Source organism: Massilia orientalis (assembly GCF_030411975.2).
Lineage (GTDB): Bacteria > Pseudomonadota > Gammaproteobacteria > Burkholderiales > Burkholderiaceae_D > Telluria > Telluria orientalis.
The window spans coordinates 299,395-315,568 of sequence record NZ_JASNRB020000009.1 but is presented as its reverse complement, the minus strand read 5'-3'; the positions used below and the strand labels follow the sequence as shown (position 1 = coordinate 315,568).

Sequence of the window (16,174 nt, the reverse complement as noted above, 5' to 3'; positions counted from 1 at the left end):
GAACATGAAGTGCGACATCCTGACCCTGGCCGGCCTGTGGAACTCGGGCCCGCAGCACTGGCAGACCCATTGGGAACGTAAATATCCCGCCTGGACACGGGTGCCGCATCGCGACTGGAACAACCCGGACCGCGACGAATGGGTGGCCGAACTGGATGCCGCCATCGCCGAGTGCGAGGGCCGGCCGATCCTCGTCGCGCACAGCCTCGCCTGCATGCTGGTGGCGCAATGGGCGCAGTCCGGATCGAAGCTCAAGATCGCCGGCGCCTTCCTCGTCGCGCCGAGCGACGTCGAAGCGGCGTCCTACCCGATCGATGCCAACGGCTTCAGGCCGATCCCGCTGGCAAAGCTGCCGTTCCCGTCCATCGTCGTCGCCAGCAGCAACGACGAATACGTGGCCCCGGACCGCGCGCGCATGTTCGCCCAGGCCTGGGGCAGCAAGCTGGTGGAGATCGGACCGGCGGGCCACATCAACGGCGGCAGCGGCTACGGTCCATGGCCGGAGGGCGAAGCGATGCTCGACGAATTCTGCCGCGACCTGAACCCGTAACGCCGGACGGCACGATGACCCCGGCGCGGGCCGGCGCGCTCGACGCGCGCTTCTCCCTCTACCTCGACCTCGCGCGCGCCTGCGCCGCGCTGGCCGTCGTGGTGGCGCACTTCGGCTATTTCCGCATCTTCGACGACGCCCAGATCGCCCACATGCCCGACTTCGGGCGCGAGGCGGTCATCGCGTTCTTCGTGCTGTCCGGCTTCGTGATCGCGTACAGCGCCGAACACAAGAACCTGACGGCGCCGAGCTACGTCGTGGCGCGGGCGGCGCGCCTGTATTCCGTCGTGCTGCCCGTGCTGGCCCTGGCCTTCATCCTGGCGACGGTCGTGCAGGACGTGCTGCACGTGCCCATCGACGACTCGTACGAGCTGCGCCGCCCCTGGCTGTACGTGCCGTTCCACCTCGCCTTCCTGGGCGACGCATGGAGCTTCGTCGAGCGGCCGCCGTGGCTGATCCCGTACTGGTCGCTCGATTACGAAGCCTGGTATTACGTGCTGTTCGGCGTCTTCCATTTCACGAAGGGGCGGCGCCGCTGGCTCGCCGCCGGTGCCGTGCTGGCGGTCGTCGGCCCGCGCCTGTGGCTGTTGCTGCCCGTGTGGCTGTCCGGCGTCGCGCTGTACCGCCTGCAGGGCCGGCTGACGTTCGGTCCCGCCCTCGCGCGCGCCGGCTGGATGCTGTCCGTCGTCCTGATCGGCCTGTGGGGCTGGTTCGACCCGGAACCCTACCTGCGCGACGTCGCCAACGGCCTGTGGCCCTTCGCCGGCATCCGCATGGGCAGCGCCGACCGCGTGCTGGCCGACTACGCCGTCACGCTGCTCGTGCTGCTGAATTTCGCCTGCGCGCGCCAGGCGCGGTTCGACGCCCTGCCGCGGCTGGCGCGCCCGATCCGCTTCGTGGCCGGACATACGTTCACGCTCTACCTGTCGCACGGAATCGTGATCGGGCTGTGGCAATCGCTGCTGCCGATCGAGCGCGGGGCGGCGCACGAGATCCTCGCGATCGGCACCGCGATCGCCGTCGTGGCGCTGGCGTTGAATCCGCTCACCGAAGCGCTGCAGCGGGTGCTGCGGCGGGCGATTGCTGCCGCCCTGTCGCTGGGTGCGCGCGGACTGGGTATGCGGGCCTGAATCCAGGTCGAAAAAAAAGCCGGGCAGTGCCCGGCTTCCATGATGATGCGCTTACTTGGCCGCCGTCGCCAGCAGCATCTCGTTCAGGCGCTTCACGAACGCCGCCGGATCCGTCAGGCTGCCGCCTTCGGCCAGCATGGCCTGGTCGAACAGGATGTGCGCCCAGTCGCCGAAACGCGGGCTCGCGGCGTCCTCGTACTTCAGGCGCGTGACGAGCGGATGGTTCGGGTTGATCTCGAGGATCGGCTTCGACTCCGGCGCATCCTGGCCGGCCGCCTTCAGCATGCGCACGAGGTTCGCGGACAGTTCGTGTTCGTCCGCCACGAGGCAGGCCGGCGAATCCGTCAGGCGGAACGTGACGCGCACGTCCTTGGCCTTGTCGGCCAGCGCACTCTTCATCTTCTCGACGAGATCCTTGTACTGCGTCTCGGTCTCTTCGTGCTCCTTCTTCTCGGCTTCGTCCTCGAGCTTGCCCAGGTCCAGGCCGCCCTTCGCGACCGACACCAGTTCCTTGCCGTCGAAGTCGTTCAGGAACGACAGCATCCACTCGTCCACGCGGTCGGTCAGCAGCAGCACTTCGACGCCCTTCTTGCGGAAGATCTCCAGGTGCGGGCTGTTCTTCGCGGCGTTGTAGTTATCCGCCGTGACGTAGTAAATCTTGTCCTGGCCTTCCTTCATGCGGCCGATGTAGTCGGCGAACGACACGGTCTGGTCCGGGGAATCCGTCTGCGTCGACGCGAAGCGCAGCAGCTTGGCGATGCGGTCCTTGTTGGTGGCATCCTCGCCGATGCCTTCCTTCAGCACCTGGCCGAATTCCTTCCAGAAGGTCGCGTACTTGTCCTTGCCTTCCTGCTCGTCGCTGTTGGCCATCTCTTCCAGCATGCCCAACACGCGCTTGGTCGAGCCTTCGCGGATCACGCGCACGTCGCGCGATTCCTGCAGGATCTCGCGCGAGACGTTCAGCGGCAGGTCGTTCGAATCGATCACGCCCTTCACGAAGCGCAGGTAGACCGGCATCAGCTGTTCGGCGTCGTCCATGATGAAGACGCGCTTGACATACAGCTTGATGCCGCCGCGCTTGTTGCGGTCCCACAGGTCGAACGGGGCGTGGCCCGGCACGTACAGCAGCTGCGTGTATTCGCTGCGGCCTTCGACGCGGTTGTGCGTGTAGGCGAGCGGCGGCTGGAAGTCGTGCGAGACGTGTTTATAAAACTCTTCGTACTGCTCTTTGGTGATGTCCGACTTCGAACGGGCCCACAGCGCGGACGCCTGGTTGACGGTCTCGAATTCGTCCTTGACGACGGTTTCCTTCTTTTCCTCGTCCCACTCTTCCTTCTTCATCTCGATCGGGAGCGAGATGTGGTCGGAGTACTTGCGGATGATGGACTTCAGCTTCCACGACGACAGCAGCTCTTCCTCGCCCTCGCGCAGGTGCAGGACGATGTCGGTGCCGCGGCTGGTCTTCTCGACCTGCTCGACGGTGTAGTCGCCCTCGCCCGTCGATTCCCAACGGACGCCGTCCGCCGCGTCGGCGCCCGCGCGGCGGGTCTCGACGGTGACGCGGTCGGCCACGATGAAGGCCGAGTAGAAGCCCACGCCGAACTGGCCGATCAGCGCGGCGTCGGCCTGCTGGTCGCCCGACAGCCTGCTGAAGAATTCCTTCGTGCCCGACTTGGCGATCGTGCCCAGGTGCGAGATCACTTCGTCGCGGCTCATGCCGATGCCGTTGTCGGAAATGGTGACGGTCTTCGCGTCCTTGTCGAACAGGACCTTGATCTTCAGTTCATGGTCGTTGCCGTACAGGCTGTCGTTGTTGATGGCCTCGAAACGCAGCTTGTCGGCCGCGTCGGACGCATTGGAAATCAGTTCTCGAAGGAAAATCTCCTTGTTCGAATACAAGGAGTGGATCATCAGTTGCAGCAGCTGTTTGACTTCTGCTTGGAACCCAAGGGTTTCTTTTTCGGCGACAGCCATCTTTTATATCCTCGTGACTAACAGGGTTGGACAGACCGGTTCGATATTGGGATACCAACAGGGATTTCAAGAGCTATTTTTTCCGAATCGCATTTCTTATACATACACTAAGATTCTCGACTTTTTGACCGAGTCGGCATAACGTTGCGGTCGGCCGAAATTTTTTTGTGCGGGCGTGTCGAAACCGTGGAAGCCCGATCGTCGTACGGATGGCGGCACCCACAACCACTCACGAAGGAGATCCATCATGACCCAGCAAGTGCGTCCCATCCCAGAAGGCTTCCACACGATCACCCCGCACCTCGTCTGCAGCGGCGCGGCCGACGCGCTGACGTTCTACGCGCAGGCCTTCGGCGCCGTCGAAATGAGCCGCATGCCCGGCCCGGACGGCAAGATCATGCATGCCCAGATGCGCATCGGCGACTCGATCTTCATGCTGGCCGACGACTTCCCCGACTACGGTTGCGTCGGCCCGCTGGCCCTGAAGAACACGCCCGTCTACATCCACCTGTACGTGGAAGACGTAGACGCCGCCTACGCCCGCGCCATCGACGCGGGCGGCAAGCCGATCATGCAGGTCGCCGACATGTTCTGGGGCGACCGCTACGGCCAGCTCGAGGACCCGTTCGGCCACCGCTGGTCGATCGCCACCCACAAGCGCGACATGACGCCCGAGCAGATCCGGGAAGAGATGCTGCAATCGATGGGCCAGGGCTGCGAAGGAGCACAGCAATGAAATTCATGGTGATCGTGAAGGCCAGCGCGGCCTCGGAAGCCGGCATCATGCCGAACGAAAAACTGTTTACGGACATGGGCAATTTCAACGAGGAACTCGTCAAGGCCGGCGTCATGCTGGCCGGCGAGGGCCTGATGCCCAGTGCCAAAGGCGCCCGCATCCGGTTCAATGGGAACCAGCGCACCGTGATCGACGGTCCGTTCACGGAAACGAAGGAACTCGTGGCCGGTTTCTGGCTGATCGAGGTGGGTTCGAAGGAAGAAGCCATCGAGTGGTTCAAGCGCTGTCCGAATCCGCACGAAGGTGTCGAGAGCGAGATCGAAATCCGCCAGATCTTCGGCCCCGACGACTTCGGCACGGACCTCCCGGCCGACGTGCGCGAACAGGAAGACCGCCTGCGCGAACAAATGGCGGCACGCTAAGGAGACCACCATGCAGTTCATGCTCATCCGTACCGACAACGGCACGCGCGCCGCGGCCGCCGACCCGCAGGCCGTGCTGGACGACCTGCTGCGCCGCCTGCCGGGCGGCCAGGCGGCGACCGCCGACGGTCCGCGCGCCCCCGCGCTCGCGCTGGCCTTCGCGCCGGATGCCGACGCGCGGCGCCTGAAACTGTGGCCCGGCGGCGAAGCCGTGACCTCCGGCCCCTTCCCGGCCGGCGAGCGCCTGCCGGCCGGTTTCGCCGTGTTCGAGGCGCCGTCGCGCGCCGCGGCGCTGGCATGGCTGCAGGCCAATGGCGTGGTCTCCGCCAAGGACGACGTCACGGTGGAATTGCGCGAGACGGGTTGCCCCGGCGGCTGCGCGGGCATCCCGCCCGGCGCGGCCGGCGACGACACATGCTACGCGATCCTGCTGCGCTCCGACGCCGGCACCGAGCGCGACGCCATCCCGCTGCAGGAAAAGCTGGACCGGCTGAACGCCTTCAACGCCATCCACGCGGCGGCCGGCACGCTGCTGGCCGGCGACGGCCTGAAATCCACGGCGCGCGGCGCCCGCGTGCGCGTCGCGAACGGCGGCGCCAGCATCATCGACGGCCCGTTCGCGGAAGCCAAGGAACTGATCGCCGGCTTCTGGATGATCCGCGCACCGTCGATCGATGCCGCGCTGGACTGGGCGCGCACGCTGCCCTATCCGACGGGGCCGGAAGTCGAGGTCGAGGTCCGGCCGGTGGCGCTGATCGCGCCGCTCGGCAAGCACGCGCCGGTGGACGAGACCACGGCCCGGCTGCGCGAGGATGCCAGCGTGCGCGCCGAACAGCTCGACGCCGCCCTGCGCGCCGAGCTGGCGCCGCAACCGGCCTGGGACCGTCCGTGACATGACGCGCGGCGCCGACACAGGCAAGATCGTCGAGGCCGTCTGGCGCATGGAGTCGGCGCGCATCGTCGGCGCGCTGACCCGCATGCTGCGCGACCTCGGCCGGGCCGAGGAACTCGCCCAGGACGCGCTGCTGGAAGCGCTGGAGCGCTGGCCGGCGGATGGCGTGCCGGTCCGGCCCGGCGCCTGGCTGATGCAGGTGGCCAAGCGGCGCGCCCTCGACCACCTGCGCCACCACGCCATGCACGCCAGCAAGGAAGGCGAGCTGAGCTGGGAGATGGACAACCTGCTCGCGGACGGCGGCAGTTTCCGCGACCCGGCCGAGCTGGCCGCGCTGACGCAGGAGACCGCGGGCGAGATCGACGACGACGTGCTGCGCCTGATCTTCGTCTGCTGCCACCCCGTGCTGTCGGCCGAGGCGCGCGCGGCGCTGGCGCTGAAACTGCTGGGCGGTCTCGCCACCGGAGAAATCGCCCGCGCCTTCCTCGTGCCGGAAGCGACGGTCGCCCAGCGCATCGTGCGCGCCAAGCGCACGCTGGCGGAAGCGCGCGTGCCGTTCGAAGTGCCGCGCGACGACGAACTCAAGCCGCGCCTCGCGTCCGTGCTGCAGGTGATCTACCTGATCTACAACGAAGGCTATTCCGCGAGCGCGGGCAACGAATGGCTGCGGCCGACACTGTGCCGCGAGGCGCTGCGCGTGGGCCGCGTGCTGGCGGAACTGATGCCCGACGAGGGCGAAGTCCACGGCCTCGTCGCGCTGATGGAAATCCAGTCCTCGCGCGAGCGCGCCCGCACGGGCCCGGACGGCGCGCCGATCCTGCTGATGGACCAGGACCGTTCGCGCTGGGACCGGCTGCTGATCGGCCGCGGCCTGGCCGCGCTGGATCGCGCGGGGCGCCTCGGCGCGCTCGGCCCCTACGCGCTGCAGGCCGCCATCGCCGCCTGCCACGCGCGCGCGCTCACGCCCGACGCGACCGACTGGACCCGCATCGCCGCGCTGTACGACGCGCTGTCCCAGCTGACGCCGTCGCCCGTCGTAGAACTGAACCGCGCCGTCGCGCTGGGCATGGCCTACGGCCCCGACGCGGGCCTCGCCCTCGCCGACGCGCTGCTCGACGTGCCTGCGCTCCGCATGTACCACCTGCTGCCGAGCGTGCGCGGCGACCTGCTGGCGAAACTGGGCCGGCATGCGGAAGCGAAAGCGGAGTTCGAACGGGCTGCCAGCCTCACGCAGAACGAGCGCGAGCAGGCGCTGCTGCTGGAGCGGGCACGGTCGAGCGCGCTACTGGAAAGATAGACCCGTGGGCAAGATCGACCTCAAGAAAGACCTCAAGCATCTGTACCAGCCGTCCGCGCGCGACGTCGTGCAGGTGGACGTCCCCGCAATCCGCTACCTGATGATCGACGGCGCGGGCGATCCGAACACGTCGCCGCACTATGCGCGGGCCGTGGAAGCGCTGTTCTCCGTGTCCTATACGGCCAAGTTCATGGTCAAGAAGGGACCGGCGGGCATCGACTACGCGGTGATGCCGCTGGAGGGCCTGTGGTGGTCGGACGACATGGCGTCATTCGTCGCCAACGACCGGACGAAGTGGCAATGGACGATGATGATCCACCAGCCGGCGTTCGTCGACGAGTCGCTGCTGCGCGACGCGCTGGCGGAAGTGAAGCGCAAGAAGGGACTGGACACCGTCGACGCACTGCGGATCGAACGTTTTACGGAAGGCCCGTGCGCCCAGGTCCTGCACGTCGGCCCGTTCACCGCAGAAGGTCCGACGATCCGGCGGGTGCACGATTTCATCGAGGCGCGCGGCCGCCTCGCCGGCAAGCACCACGAAATCTACCTGAGCGACATCCGCCGCGCCGATCCGGCCCGGTGGAAGACGGTCATTCGCCAGCCGATGGCGTAGCGGACAGGAACGGCGCCAGCGCCTGCCCGGCCGCGGCCGGATTGATGGCGCGTGCCTGCAGCGCATGCATGGCGGCGGCGACGTCGGCCTGGCGGCCGCCGTCGTGCAACAGCGCCTGGTTATCGGCCATGGCGCGCAGCAGCTGGGAGGTGAGGCGGTCCAGCTCCGGACGGATGGTCTTGCCAAGGTCGGGCGCGTCGTCGAAGCGGCCCGCGCCCTCCGCTTGCCAGCGCTCGTACAGCGCGCGCTGCACCGTCTTGGAGGCGTCGATCTGCGCGCGGAACACGGTGCGTATCCATGCCTCCGGCAGGCCCAGCACGCGTCCCTGGCGCACTGCCGCGGCGATGACTTGTTCTTCGCGCGGCAGGTCTTCGATGGCGGCCTGCGCATTCCACTTGGCCCGCGCCACATCCTGCGCCAGCAGCAGGCGCTGGTCGATGGCCTGGCGCAGCGACTCCGGCCCCCAGGGGAACGCCAGCCAGCGATCCAGGCGCTGCGGCACGTCGCCATTGTCGAGGCGCTGCTGCAGCCAGCGGTCGACGTACGTCTTCAGCGCCGCATCGCGCGGCAGCAGGATGGCCTTTTGCGCCATGTCGAACGGCGCCTCCGGATGCACCGCGCACAGCTGCGGGTGCAGGCGCTGCTGCAAACGGGTTTCGATGGCGTCGGTGATCATGAGGTCGGCCGCACCGCTGACGATCTGGCCGAAGATGGTCACATTGTCCGGGTACACGGTCAGCCGGGCGTGCGGCGCCCGGGCGCGCGCGAAGCGTTCGTTGGTGCCGCCCGGATTGACGATCAGCCGCACCTCCGGCCGGTCGATCTGCGCCAGCGTTTGGAAGCGGGCGGCGTTCTCGCAGCGCGTGATCGGGGTCTTGCCATCGTGCAGATAGGGCACCGAGAACAGCGCCTGCCGTCGACGCTCGGCCGTCACCGAGACGCCGCTCAGTGCGAGGTCGAACTTGTCCGCCCCCAGGTCGGCCATCAGCGTCGGCCAGGTGGTCGGCACCAGTTCCAGCCGCACGCCGAGCGAGCGCGCCAGTTCGCCCGCCAGCTCCACATCCATGCCGATGAACCCGCCGCCGGCCTGCCGGTAGCTGAAGGGCTTGTAGTCGCCCGTACTGCCCACGCGCAGCACGCCGCGCGCGGCGATGTCGTCCAGTCGGCCGGCCTGCGCCGGCGTCAGTGCAGCTGCCAGCAGGACGGCTATCCAGGCTCCATGAATCGTTGCTGCGCGCATGCTGTTCCTTTGTCTGTCCGTAGCGGACCGCGCAGCGTAGGACAAGAGAATATGCCTGTCAAGCCGGGCCAAGCACCGCCGCGAGCCCGTCGAAGACGAACGCCGTGAACACCCGGATCCGCTGCACGCGCCTCAGGTCGGGATGCGTGAGTATCCACACGTCCGTGTCCAGCGCAGGATCGGGATCGGCCAGCCGGACGAGCCCCGGCCGCGCATCCGCCAGCAAACACAGCAGCATGCCGGCACCCAGGCCGGCCTCGACGGCCGCCGCCATGCCCAGCAGCGTATCCATGCTGGCGGCGATTTTGTCCGCCGGCACGTGCTCGCGCAGCCAGCGGGCCTGGCGCAGGTGCGCGAGGCTGTCGTCGGGCGCGATCCACTCGTGGTCTCCGCGCGGCCGCTGCGCCAGATACGCCGTCGACGCGTACGGCGCCGTGCGCAGGGTGCCGGCCTTGCGGCCGACGAGGTTGTCGGGCGGCATGTTCGACGGCCGGATGGCGACGTCCGCATCGCGCTTCGACAGATTCAGGAAGCTGTTGTTGACCGTGATCTGCAACTGGATGCCGGGGTAGCGCGCGCGAAAATCCGCCAGCACCGGCAGCAGCACGGCCATCAGGGTATCGGTCGTCGTGACGCGGATCGTGCCCTGCAGTGCCGCATCCTGCCCGGCCAGCTTCCGCTCGATGTCCTGCATGCCCTCGCCGATCGGGGTCAGCAGCGCCTGTAATTCCTCGCCGCTGGCCGTCAGCACGTAGCCGGTCTGGAAGCGCTCGAACAGGCGGACGTCGAGCGCGGTCTCCAATTTGTCCAGCCGGCGCAGTACCGTCGAGTGGCTCTGCCCGAACCGGCGCGCGGCGGCCGAGACGGAGCCGCCGCCCGCCACCGCCAGGAAGTATTGATAGTCGTCCCAGTCCATGGATATGCAAAAACAGACAAGCAATGTCTGAATAAATCGAATGTTCATCCATTTTTGCACAAGCTACGCTCTCCCTGTCCATCACAGGAGGAAAGCATGTACACCGCTTATGTCGCCGACACCCCGAACGGCAGGAAACTCATCATCGCGCTGGAAGAACTCGGCCTGGACTACCGGGTCCGCCACGTCGACCTGGGCGCGGGCGAGCAGTTCGCGCCCGCGTTCTTGAAAATCAGCCCCAACAACAAGATCCCCGCGCTCGTCGACGACCACACCGGCCAGGGCATGTTCGAATCGTGCGCGATCCTGGCCCACCTCGGCCGCGCCACGGGCAGGTTGATCCCCGACGAGGATGTCGTCCTGCAATGGCTGTTCCTGCAGGCGGCCAGCGTCGGGCCGATGCTGGGCCAGCTGTGGTGGTTCAGGCACGCGGCCCCGGAACGCAACGCGATGGCGCTGGACCGCTACACGCGCGAAACGCAGCGGCTCTACGGCGTGATCGAGCGCCGCCTCGCCGTCTCGGCCTGGATCGCGGGCGACGCGTACACGATGGCGGACATCGCGTTCTACCCGTGGCTGGCCACCTATGACGAGCTGGGCATCGCCCCACGCGACTATCCGCACGTGGACGCCTGGCTGCGCAGGATCGACGAGCGCCCGGCCGTCGCGCGGGCCCGGATCAAGATGCGGCAGGCCTGACATGGCCGCATGGGCGCAACTCTTCGCGGCCGGGGTGCTGGAAGTCGCGATGGCCTTCGCGCTGAAGGCATCGGCGGGCGCCACCCGCCCCGTTCCCTCGCTCGTGGCGGTGCTCGCCGCGCTGGGCAGCATCTGGCTGCTCGCTGGTGCCGTACGCACGCTGCCGCTCGGGATCGCGTATGCGGTGTGGACGGGCATCGGCGCCCTCGGCGTCAGCCTCGTCGGTGTCGCCATCTTCGCCGAGACGCTGTCGCCGGCGCGGATGCTGTGCATGGCGGTCGTCTTCGGCGGGATCGCCGGTCTCAAATTCCTGGAGCAATCATGAATACGATTTATATTGTTATCGCCTTCCTGGCAGGCTGCGGCCTGCCGTTGCAGGCGGCGGCCAACGCCCGCCTGGGCAAGGCCGTCGCGAGCCCGTTCGCCGCCGCGACCCTGCAACTGTTCGTCGCCACCGTCCTGCTGTTCATTGCCGTCGCGGCCGGCGGCGCCCTGCCCGCGCTGGGCCGCCTGGGGCAAGCCCACTGGTGGCAGCTGCTGGGCGGCCTCGCCAGCGCCATGTTTGTCGTCGCGGGGATCGTGTTCATCCCCCGCATCGGCGCCGTCACCACGATCGGGCTGTTCATCGCGGGGCAGGCGTTCACGTCGCTGCTGCTGGACGGTGCCGGCCTGCTGGGCGTCGTCCAGCGCGCGCCCGGGCCGTTCACGTGGCTGGGCGCCGCGTGCGTCGCCGCCGGCATCCTGTTGATCGTGCGCGGCCAGCGTCCCGCGGCGGGCGCCCCGCCCCGCCGGATCAAGCTGGCGTGGGTCGCGGCGGCCGCGCTGTGCGGCGGCGTGCTGCCCATGCAGGGTGCGCTCAACGCGGCCGTCGCGCGGACCGTCGGTGCGCCGCTGGTCGTGTCGCTCGCGAGTTTCGCCGTCGCGACGGCGGGCATGGCGATCGTGCTCGCCCTCGTGCTGGCCTTGAACCGCAACGAACGTCCGACGCTCGGCGGACTGTGCGCCGTGCCGTGGTGGGCGTGGCTGGGCGGGCCGATGGGCGTGTGCTACGTCACGACCGTCTTCCTCGCGCTGCCCGTGATCGGCGCGGCCGCGACGGTCGGATTCACGATCGCCGGGCAGCAGGTCGTGGCGATCCTGACCGACCGGTTCGGCCTGTTCGGCCTGCCGAAAAGTGCCGTCTCCGGCGTCCGGCTCGCCGGCGCGCTGGTCTTGCTGGCCGGCGTCGTGTCGATCAAGCTGCCCTGACCATCAGGCCAATGCGCGCTCGAGGAAGCGCCACGCGGTGTCGTCCTCCATGGCCGCCACGTTCAGGCGCAGCTTCGTGGACGGCAGCTGGTTCGGCGAGAACAGGCTGCCCGGCGCGAGCAGCAGGCCCTCGTCCATCGCGCGCGCCGCGAGCACGTTGGTGTCGCGGCCGCAGTCGGCCCACACGAACATGCCCGCGGTCGGCGCCGGCTCCAGGGTCATGCCGAGCGATTCGATGCGCCGCAGCACCGGCGGGCGGATGGCGTCCAGGCGGGTACGGATGCGGTCCAGGTGCTTGCGGTACACGCCCTCGGACAGGATTTTATAAACGACCCGCTCGCCCAGGTCGCTCGTGCTCAGGGTGGCCAGCATCTTGCGGTCCGCCAGGCGTTGCGCGATGTCGCTCGAGGCCGCGATGAAGCCCACGCGCAGGTTCGGCGCCAGCGATTTCGAAAAGCCGCCCAGGTAGATCACGCGCTGCAGCTGGTCCAGCGCCGCCAGCCGGGTGGCGGGCTGCGAGCCGCCCGGGTGCAGATCGCAATAGATGTCATCCTCGACGACCGTGATGTCGTGGCGCTCGGCGATGCGCAGGATCTGGAAAGCCTTCGCGGCCGACAGCGACGTGGAGCTCGGATTGTGCAGCACCGAGTTGATGATGTACAGGCGCGGCTTGTGCAATGCCGCCAGCGCCTCGAACTCGGCCAGGTCCGGGCCGTCCGCCTGACGCCGGATACCTACCACTTTCAGCCCCATCGCGGCGAACGAGCCGAACATCAGGAACCAGGCCGGGTCGTCGACGAACACGGTGTCGCCCGGGCGGCAGAATTCGCGCGCGACGAGGTCCAGTCCTTGCGTCACGCCCAGCGTCGTCACGAACTGTTCGGGCGCGGCCGCGATTTCCAGCTCCGCCAGCTTGCGCTGCAGCTGTTCGCGCAGCGGCGCGTACCCCTGCGGACTGGCGTAGTTCAGCAGCGCGCTGCTGTTCTGGCGGCTGACGGCACGCAGCGCGTTGGCGACGCCCTGCCCGTCCAGCCACGCGGTCGGCAAGACGCCGGCCGCGCTCGTCGGCTGGCCCGGCATCTGGCGGAACATGTGGCGGACCAGCCAAACGACGTCCAGCGCGCGCTTTTCCAGCGCGCCCGCAATGTCCGGGGCGTCGCGGCGCAGCGCCGTGTTCAGCGGCGCGCGCTCGCGCACGAAAAAACCGGCGCCGCGGCGCGATTCCAGGTAGCCCTGCGCGACGAGGCGGTCGTAGCTGGCGACGACCGTGAACGGCGAGACGCCGTGCGCCGCGGCGAAGCGGCGGATCGAGGGCATGCGCGCACCCGCGCGCAACTGCTTGTCGTCGATTCGGGCGCTGATCATCCGGACGATCTGGTCGGCCAGCGGTTCGCCGGAATCGCGTGACAGCAATGTCGGGATCGTTGTATCGGTCACTTCACCATTACAGTGCGAAAAGGATATCGGTAAGTGTATAGGGACTGTACTGCTCGTCCGGACTAGCATAACCCTGGCCAAAGTTTGCTGCAACGACAACCGGAGAACGTATGCGTCCCACGACACTCACACCGACCACACCCCTCGGCACGACGTCCGACGAAGCGCGCGGCATGCTGCTGGGCCTGGTCGGCGTCGCCATCTTCAGCCTCACCCTGCCGTTCACGCGGCTCGCGGTGCGCGAGCTCGACCCGCTGTTCCTCACGCTGGCGCGCGCACTGGGCGCCGCCGTGCTCGCGGCCGGCTGGCTGCGGATGCGCCGTGTGGCGTGGCCGGGACGCGCGGCGCTGCGGCCCCTGGTCATCGTGGGGCTCGGCTGCGTGCTCGGGTTTCCGCTGCTTAGCTCGATCGCGATGCGCAGCGTGCCGGCGTCGCACGGTGCCGTGCTGGCGGGCATGCTGCCGCTGGCGACGGCGCTGTACGCGGCGCTGCGCGGCTACGAGCGGCCATCGAACGGGTTCTGGCTCGTCGCGCTGCTGGGTTCCGGACTGGTCGTCGCGTTCGCGCTGAGCCAGGGCGGCGGCGCGCTGCAGGCGGCCGATGTACTGATGTTCGGCGCCATCGTCTCCGCGGCGGCCGGCTATGCGGAAGGCGGCCGCCTGGCGCGCACGCTGGGCGGGCAGGAAACCATCTGCTGGGCGCTCGTATTGGCCGCCGTTCCGGCCGCCGTCCTGCTGCTGTTAATGGAGGGCGAGCAGATCGGCCGCCTGGGCGACGTCGGCGCGGCCAGCTGGCTCGCGTTCGGCTACGTCACCGTCTTCTCGATGTTCATCGGCTTCTTTTTCTGGTACCGCGGCCTGGCGCTGGGCGGCGTGGCCCGCGTGGGACAGGTACAGTTGCTGCAGCCCTTCCTGTCGCTGGCCGGCGCCGCCATCCTTCTCGGTGAGACGCTCACGCTTGCCAACGTCGGCTTCGCGCTGGCCGTGATCGCGACCGTCGCGCTGGGGCGACGCATGCAGGTGAGGCGATGATGGGCATGAACCACAGGGGGAAGCGTCCCGCGATGCCTACGCCGGCCGGCAAGTCGTACAATAACGGCTTTCTTTTCAAACAACCCTGGGGAATCCATGTCCGTCTACGACAAACTCAACGCACTGAACATCACCCTCTCGGCACCGGCGACGCCGGCGGCTGCCTACGTCATGTATGCGCAGACCGGCAACCTGGTCTTCCTGTCCGGCCACATTTCCAAGAATGCGGATGGTACGGTGAACACCGGCCTGCTGGGCAAGGACAAGACGACGGAACAGGGCAAGGCGGCGGCGCGCGCCGTGGCGGTCGACCTGATCGGCACGCTGCAGGCGGCCGTCGGCGGCGACCTGAACCGCGTGAAGCGCATCGTCAAGGTGATGAGCCTGGTGGCGTCGACGCCGGACTACACGGAACAGCACCTCGTCACGAACGGCTGCTCGGAACTGCTGGGCGAAGTGTTCGGCGACGTCGGCAAGCACGCGCGCTCGGCGTTCGGCGTGGCATCGCTGCCCCTCGGTGCCTCGGTCGAGATCGAACTGATCGCCGAAGTGGAATAAACTATCGCTCTGCTACAGAAATTTAACCGGAGCATGCTTATCAGGCGTGCTCCTCTATCGAGAGAGCAGCCTACCCGGCGTGCTTTATAATGGCCGACGCACCATCGTGGCCCTTCCTGTGAGACCAGTATGAAAATCGAAAATCCCAATCCCATCCAGTGGCAGTTCTCGGAGCGCGCCCAGCAGCTGCAAAGCTCGGCGATCCGCGAGATCCTGAAGATCACCCAGCGTCCGGAGATCATCTCCTTCGCCGGCGGCCTGCCTTCGCCCGCCACCTTCCCCGTCGAACGCATGAAGGCAGCCTACGACAAGGTGCTCAGCGAAAACGGCAAGCAAGCGCTGCAGTACGGCCCGACGGACGGCTACGCGCCGCTGCGCGAATGGGTGGCGAACTACCTGTCCACGGAAGGCAGCAAGATCGTGCCGGAACAGATCCTGATGGTGTCCGGCTCGCAGCAGGCCCTCGACCTGCTCGGCAAGGTCCTGATCGACGAAGGCTCGCGCGTGCTGGTGGAAACCCCCAGCTACCTCGGCGCGCTGCAAGCCTTCTCGGTCTACCGTCCGGAATTCCAGTCGGTCGACACGGACGACCACGGCCTGGTGCCGTCGTCGATCGAGCCGCTGGCCAAGGGTGCACGCCTGCTGTACTCGCTGCCGAACTTCCAGAACCCGACCGGCCGCTCGCTGTCGATCGAGCGCCGCCGCGAACTGGTGGAAACCTGCGCCCGCCTCGGCCTGCCGCTGATCGAGGACGATCCGTACGGCGCACTGTCGTACAAGGGCGAGCCGATGCCGCGCATGCTGTCGATGAACCCGGACGGCGTCATCTACATGGGCTCGTTCTCGAAAGTGCTGACGCCGGGCATCCGCCTGGGCTACGTCGTCGCCCCGCTGCCGCTCGTGCGCCGCCTCGAGCTGGCCAAGCAGGCCGCCGACCTGCACACCGCGACCCTGACGCAGATGGTCGTGCACGAAGTCGTCAAGGACGGCTTCCTGAACGAACACATCCCGACCATCCGCAACCTGTACGCCAACCAGTGCCAGGTGATGCTGGACGCGATGGCCGAGCAGTTCCCGGAAGGCGTGACGTGGACCCGTCCGGAAGGCGGCATGTTCATCTGGGTCACGCTGCCGAAGCACATCGACGCAATGAAACTGCTGGACCAGGCGATCGCCGCCCGCGTCGCGTTCGTCCCGGGCGCCCCGTTCTACGCCAACAAGCCGGAAACGAACACGCTGCGCCTGTCGTTCGTGACGGTGCCGCCGGAGCGCATCCGCGAAGGCATTGCGACCCTGGGCAAGCTGATCAAGGACCAGATGTAGGGCTTTACCTGCTCGGCGGTTATGTGCCGCCGAGCATCAACAATTGTTGAACAGATCAGACAATTGTCAGTTGCGAAAAAGTTACAGATTTTTCCACTTGTAAAAGAA

At 67.6% G+C, this 16,174-nt stretch carries 17 protein-coding genes and 1 pseudogene; 13 read left to right on the top strand and 5 right to left on the bottom strand.

Annotated elements, in window-relative coordinates; translation table 11 throughout:
* Positions 1 to 4: 4 nt before the first annotated feature.
* Together QPK29_RS17020 and QPK29_RS17015 are read left to right on the top strand one after the other, a co-directional pair.
* The gene (locus tag QPK29_RS17020) at positions 5 to 550 is read left to right on the top strand and encodes an RBBP9/YdeN family alpha/beta hydrolase (protein WP_371768173.1); all 546 of its coding nucleotides are present in this window, start codon (positions 5 to 7) and stop codon (positions 548 to 550) included.
* A 14-nt stretch (positions 551 to 564) separates the two neighbouring features.
* Positions 565 to 1,680: an acyltransferase family protein gene (locus QPK29_RS17015; RefSeq protein ID WP_371768172.1), complete on the top strand. Its 1,116-nt coding sequence runs from the start codon at positions 565 to 567 to the stop codon at positions 1,678 to 1,680.
* 51 nt (positions 1,681 to 1,731) lie between these two features.
* On the opposite strand, the gene htpG is transcribed toward QPK29_RS17015, so the two are convergent.
* Positions 1,732 to 3,654, bottom strand: coding sequence for a molecular chaperone HtpG (gene htpG / locus QPK29_RS17010; RefSeq protein WP_371768171.1), 1,923 nt, complete (start codon positions 3,652 to 3,654; stop codon positions 1,732 to 1,734).
* A gap of 247 nt (positions 3,655 to 3,901) precedes the next feature.
* Between htpG and QPK29_RS17005 the strand changes: the two genes are divergently transcribed.
* From QPK29_RS17005 to QPK29_RS16985, 5 genes are read left to right on the top strand one after another with little or no spacing between them, the layout of a single operon-like run.
* The gene (locus QPK29_RS17005) at positions 3,902 to 4,390 is read left to right on the top strand and encodes a VOC family protein (protein WP_371768170.1); all 489 of its coding nucleotides are present in this window, start codon (positions 3,902 to 3,904) and stop codon (positions 4,388 to 4,390) included.
* Positions 4,387 to 4,812: a YciI family protein gene (locus QPK29_RS17000; RefSeq protein WP_371768169.1), complete on the top strand. Its 426-nt coding sequence runs from the start codon at positions 4,387 to 4,389 to the stop codon at positions 4,810 to 4,812. Before QPK29_RS17005 ends, QPK29_RS17000 begins: the two co-directional genes overlap by 4 nt.
* A gap of 10 nt (positions 4,813 to 4,822) precedes the next feature.
* Positions 4,823 to 5,704, top strand: coding sequence for a YciI family protein (locus tag QPK29_RS16995; protein WP_371768168.1), 882 nt, complete (start codon positions 4,823 to 4,825; stop codon positions 5,702 to 5,704).
* A gap of 1 nt (position 5,705) precedes the next feature.
* Positions 5,706 to 7,001: an RNA polymerase sigma factor gene (locus tag QPK29_RS16990; RefSeq protein WP_371768167.1), complete on the top strand. Its 1,296-nt coding sequence runs from the start codon at positions 5,706 to 5,708 to the stop codon at positions 6,999 to 7,001.
* Between the two features lie 4 nt (positions 7,002 to 7,005).
* Complete coding sequence (locus tag QPK29_RS16985) at positions 7,006 to 7,614, top strand: GyrI-like domain-containing protein (protein WP_371768166.1); 609 nt, start codon at positions 7,006 to 7,008, stop codon at positions 7,612 to 7,614.
* Here the strand turns inward: QPK29_RS16985 and aroQ are convergent.
* From aroQ to QPK29_RS16970, 3 genes and pseudogenes are all read right to left on the bottom strand, one after another.
* Positions 7,592 to 8,065 (bottom strand): gamma subclass chorismate mutase AroQ, encoded by a 474-nt coding sequence (aroQ, locus tag QPK29_RS16980; protein ID WP_371768429.1) that lies wholly within the window; start codon positions 8,063 to 8,065, stop codon positions 7,592 to 7,594. The genes QPK29_RS16985 and aroQ overlap by 23 nt on opposite strands.
* A gap of 12 nt (positions 8,066 to 8,077) precedes the next feature.
* Positions 8,078 to 8,854, bottom strand: a pseudogene (locus QPK29_RS16975) (transporter substrate-binding domain-containing protein); the annotation flags it as partial.
* 58 nt (positions 8,855 to 8,912) lie between these two features.
* The gene (locus tag QPK29_RS16970) at positions 8,913 to 9,770 is read right to left on the bottom strand and encodes a LysR family transcriptional regulator (protein WP_371768165.1); all 858 of its coding nucleotides are present in this window, start codon (positions 9,768 to 9,770) and stop codon (positions 8,913 to 8,915) included.
* A 96-nt stretch (positions 9,771 to 9,866) separates the two neighbouring features.
* Between QPK29_RS16970 and QPK29_RS16965 the strand changes: the two genes are divergently transcribed.
* From QPK29_RS16965 to QPK29_RS16955, 3 genes are read left to right on the top strand one after another with little or no spacing between them, the layout of a single operon-like run.
* Entirely contained in the window at positions 9,867 to 10,469 is a 603-nt protein-coding gene (locus QPK29_RS16965; protein WP_056137214.1) for a glutathione binding-like protein, read from the top strand.
* A gap of 1 nt (position 10,470) precedes the next feature.
* The gene (locus QPK29_RS16960) at positions 10,471 to 10,794 is read left to right on the top strand and encodes a DMT family transporter (RefSeq protein ID WP_056137213.1); all 324 of its coding nucleotides are present in this window, start codon (positions 10,471 to 10,473) and stop codon (positions 10,792 to 10,794) included.
* Entirely contained in the window at positions 10,791 to 11,717 is a 927-nt protein-coding gene (locus tag QPK29_RS16955) for a DMT family transporter (RefSeq protein ID WP_371768164.1), read from the top strand. The genes QPK29_RS16960 and QPK29_RS16955 overlap by 4 nt, the downstream gene beginning before the upstream one ends.
* A 3-nt stretch (positions 11,718 to 11,720) precedes the next feature.
* Here QPK29_RS16955 and QPK29_RS16950 read toward each other — a convergent pair whose 3' ends face one another.
* Positions 11,721 to 13,082, bottom strand: coding sequence for an aminotransferase-like domain-containing protein (locus QPK29_RS16950; protein ID WP_371768428.1), 1,362 nt, complete (start codon positions 13,080 to 13,082; stop codon positions 11,721 to 11,723).
* A gap of 182 nt (positions 13,083 to 13,264) precedes the next feature.
* On the opposite strand from QPK29_RS16950, the gene QPK29_RS16945 reads away from it, so the two are divergent.
* The 3 genes from QPK29_RS16945 to QPK29_RS16935 all read left to right on the top strand — a co-directional run bounded on the left by QPK29_RS16945 (position 13,265) and on the right by QPK29_RS16935 (position 16,066).
* The gene (locus QPK29_RS16945) at positions 13,265 to 14,185 is read left to right on the top strand and encodes a DMT family transporter (RefSeq protein ID WP_371768163.1); all 921 of its coding nucleotides are present in this window, start codon (positions 13,265 to 13,267) and stop codon (positions 14,183 to 14,185) included.
* A gap of 96 nt (positions 14,186 to 14,281) precedes the next feature.
* Complete coding sequence (locus tag QPK29_RS16940) at positions 14,282 to 14,743, top strand: RidA family protein (protein WP_160410068.1); 462 nt, start codon at positions 14,282 to 14,284, stop codon at positions 14,741 to 14,743.
* A 129-nt stretch (positions 14,744 to 14,872) separates the two neighbouring features.
* Entirely contained in the window at positions 14,873 to 16,066 is a 1,194-nt protein-coding gene (locus tag QPK29_RS16935; protein ID WP_056137208.1) for an aminotransferase-like domain-containing protein, read from the top strand.
* The last annotated feature ends 108 nt before the right edge of the window (positions 16,067 to 16,174 follow it).

Bases quoted from the DNA above. Each gene is read 5' to 3' on its own strand.
- QPK29_RS17020 (WP_371768173.1), top strand. From the start codon at position 5: ATGAAGTGCGACATCCTGACCCTGGCCGGCCTGTGGAACTCGGGCCCG.
- QPK29_RS17015 (WP_371768172.1), top strand. From the start codon at position 565: ATGACCCCGGCGCGGGCCGGCGCGCTCGACGCGCGCTTCTCCCTCTAC.
- htpG (WP_371768171.1), bottom strand. From the start codon at position 3,654: ATGGCTGTCGCCGAAAAAGAAACCCTTGGGTTCCAAGCAGAAGTCAAA.
- QPK29_RS17005 (WP_371768170.1), top strand. From the start codon at position 3,902: ATGACCCAGCAAGTGCGTCCCATCCCAGAAGGCTTCCACACGATCACC.
- QPK29_RS17000 (WP_371768169.1), top strand. From the start codon at position 4,387: ATGAAATTCATGGTGATCGTGAAGGCCAGCGCGGCCTCGGAAGCCGGC.
- QPK29_RS16995 (WP_371768168.1), top strand. From the start codon at position 4,823: ATGCAGTTCATGCTCATCCGTACCGACAACGGCACGCGCGCCGCGGCC.
- QPK29_RS16990 (WP_371768167.1), top strand. From the start codon at position 5,706: ATGACGCGCGGCGCCGACACAGGCAAGATCGTCGAGGCCGTCTGGCGC.
- QPK29_RS16970 (WP_371768165.1), bottom strand. From the start codon at position 9,770: ATGGACTGGGACGACTATCAATACTTCCTGGCGGTGGCGGGCGGCGGC.
- QPK29_RS16965 (WP_056137214.1), top strand. From the start codon at position 9,867: ATGTACACCGCTTATGTCGCCGACACCCCGAACGGCAGGAAACTCATC.
- QPK29_RS16960 (WP_056137213.1), top strand. From the start codon at position 10,471: ATGGCCGCATGGGCGCAACTCTTCGCGGCCGGGGTGCTGGAAGTCGCG.
- QPK29_RS16955 (WP_371768164.1), top strand. From the start codon at position 10,791: ATGAATACGATTTATATTGTTATCGCCTTCCTGGCAGGCTGCGGCCTG.
- QPK29_RS16950 (WP_371768428.1), bottom strand. From the start codon at position 13,082: ATGATCAGCGCCCGAATCGACGACAAGCAGTTGCGCGCGGGTGCGCGC.
- QPK29_RS16945 (WP_371768163.1), top strand. From the start codon at position 13,265: ATGCGTCCCACGACACTCACACCGACCACACCCCTCGGCACGACGTCC.
- QPK29_RS16940 (WP_160410068.1), top strand. From the start codon at position 14,282: ATGTCCGTCTACGACAAACTCAACGCACTGAACATCACCCTCTCGGCA.
- QPK29_RS16935 (WP_056137208.1), top strand. From the start codon at position 14,873: ATGAAAATCGAAAATCCCAATCCCATCCAGTGGCAGTTCTCGGAGCGC.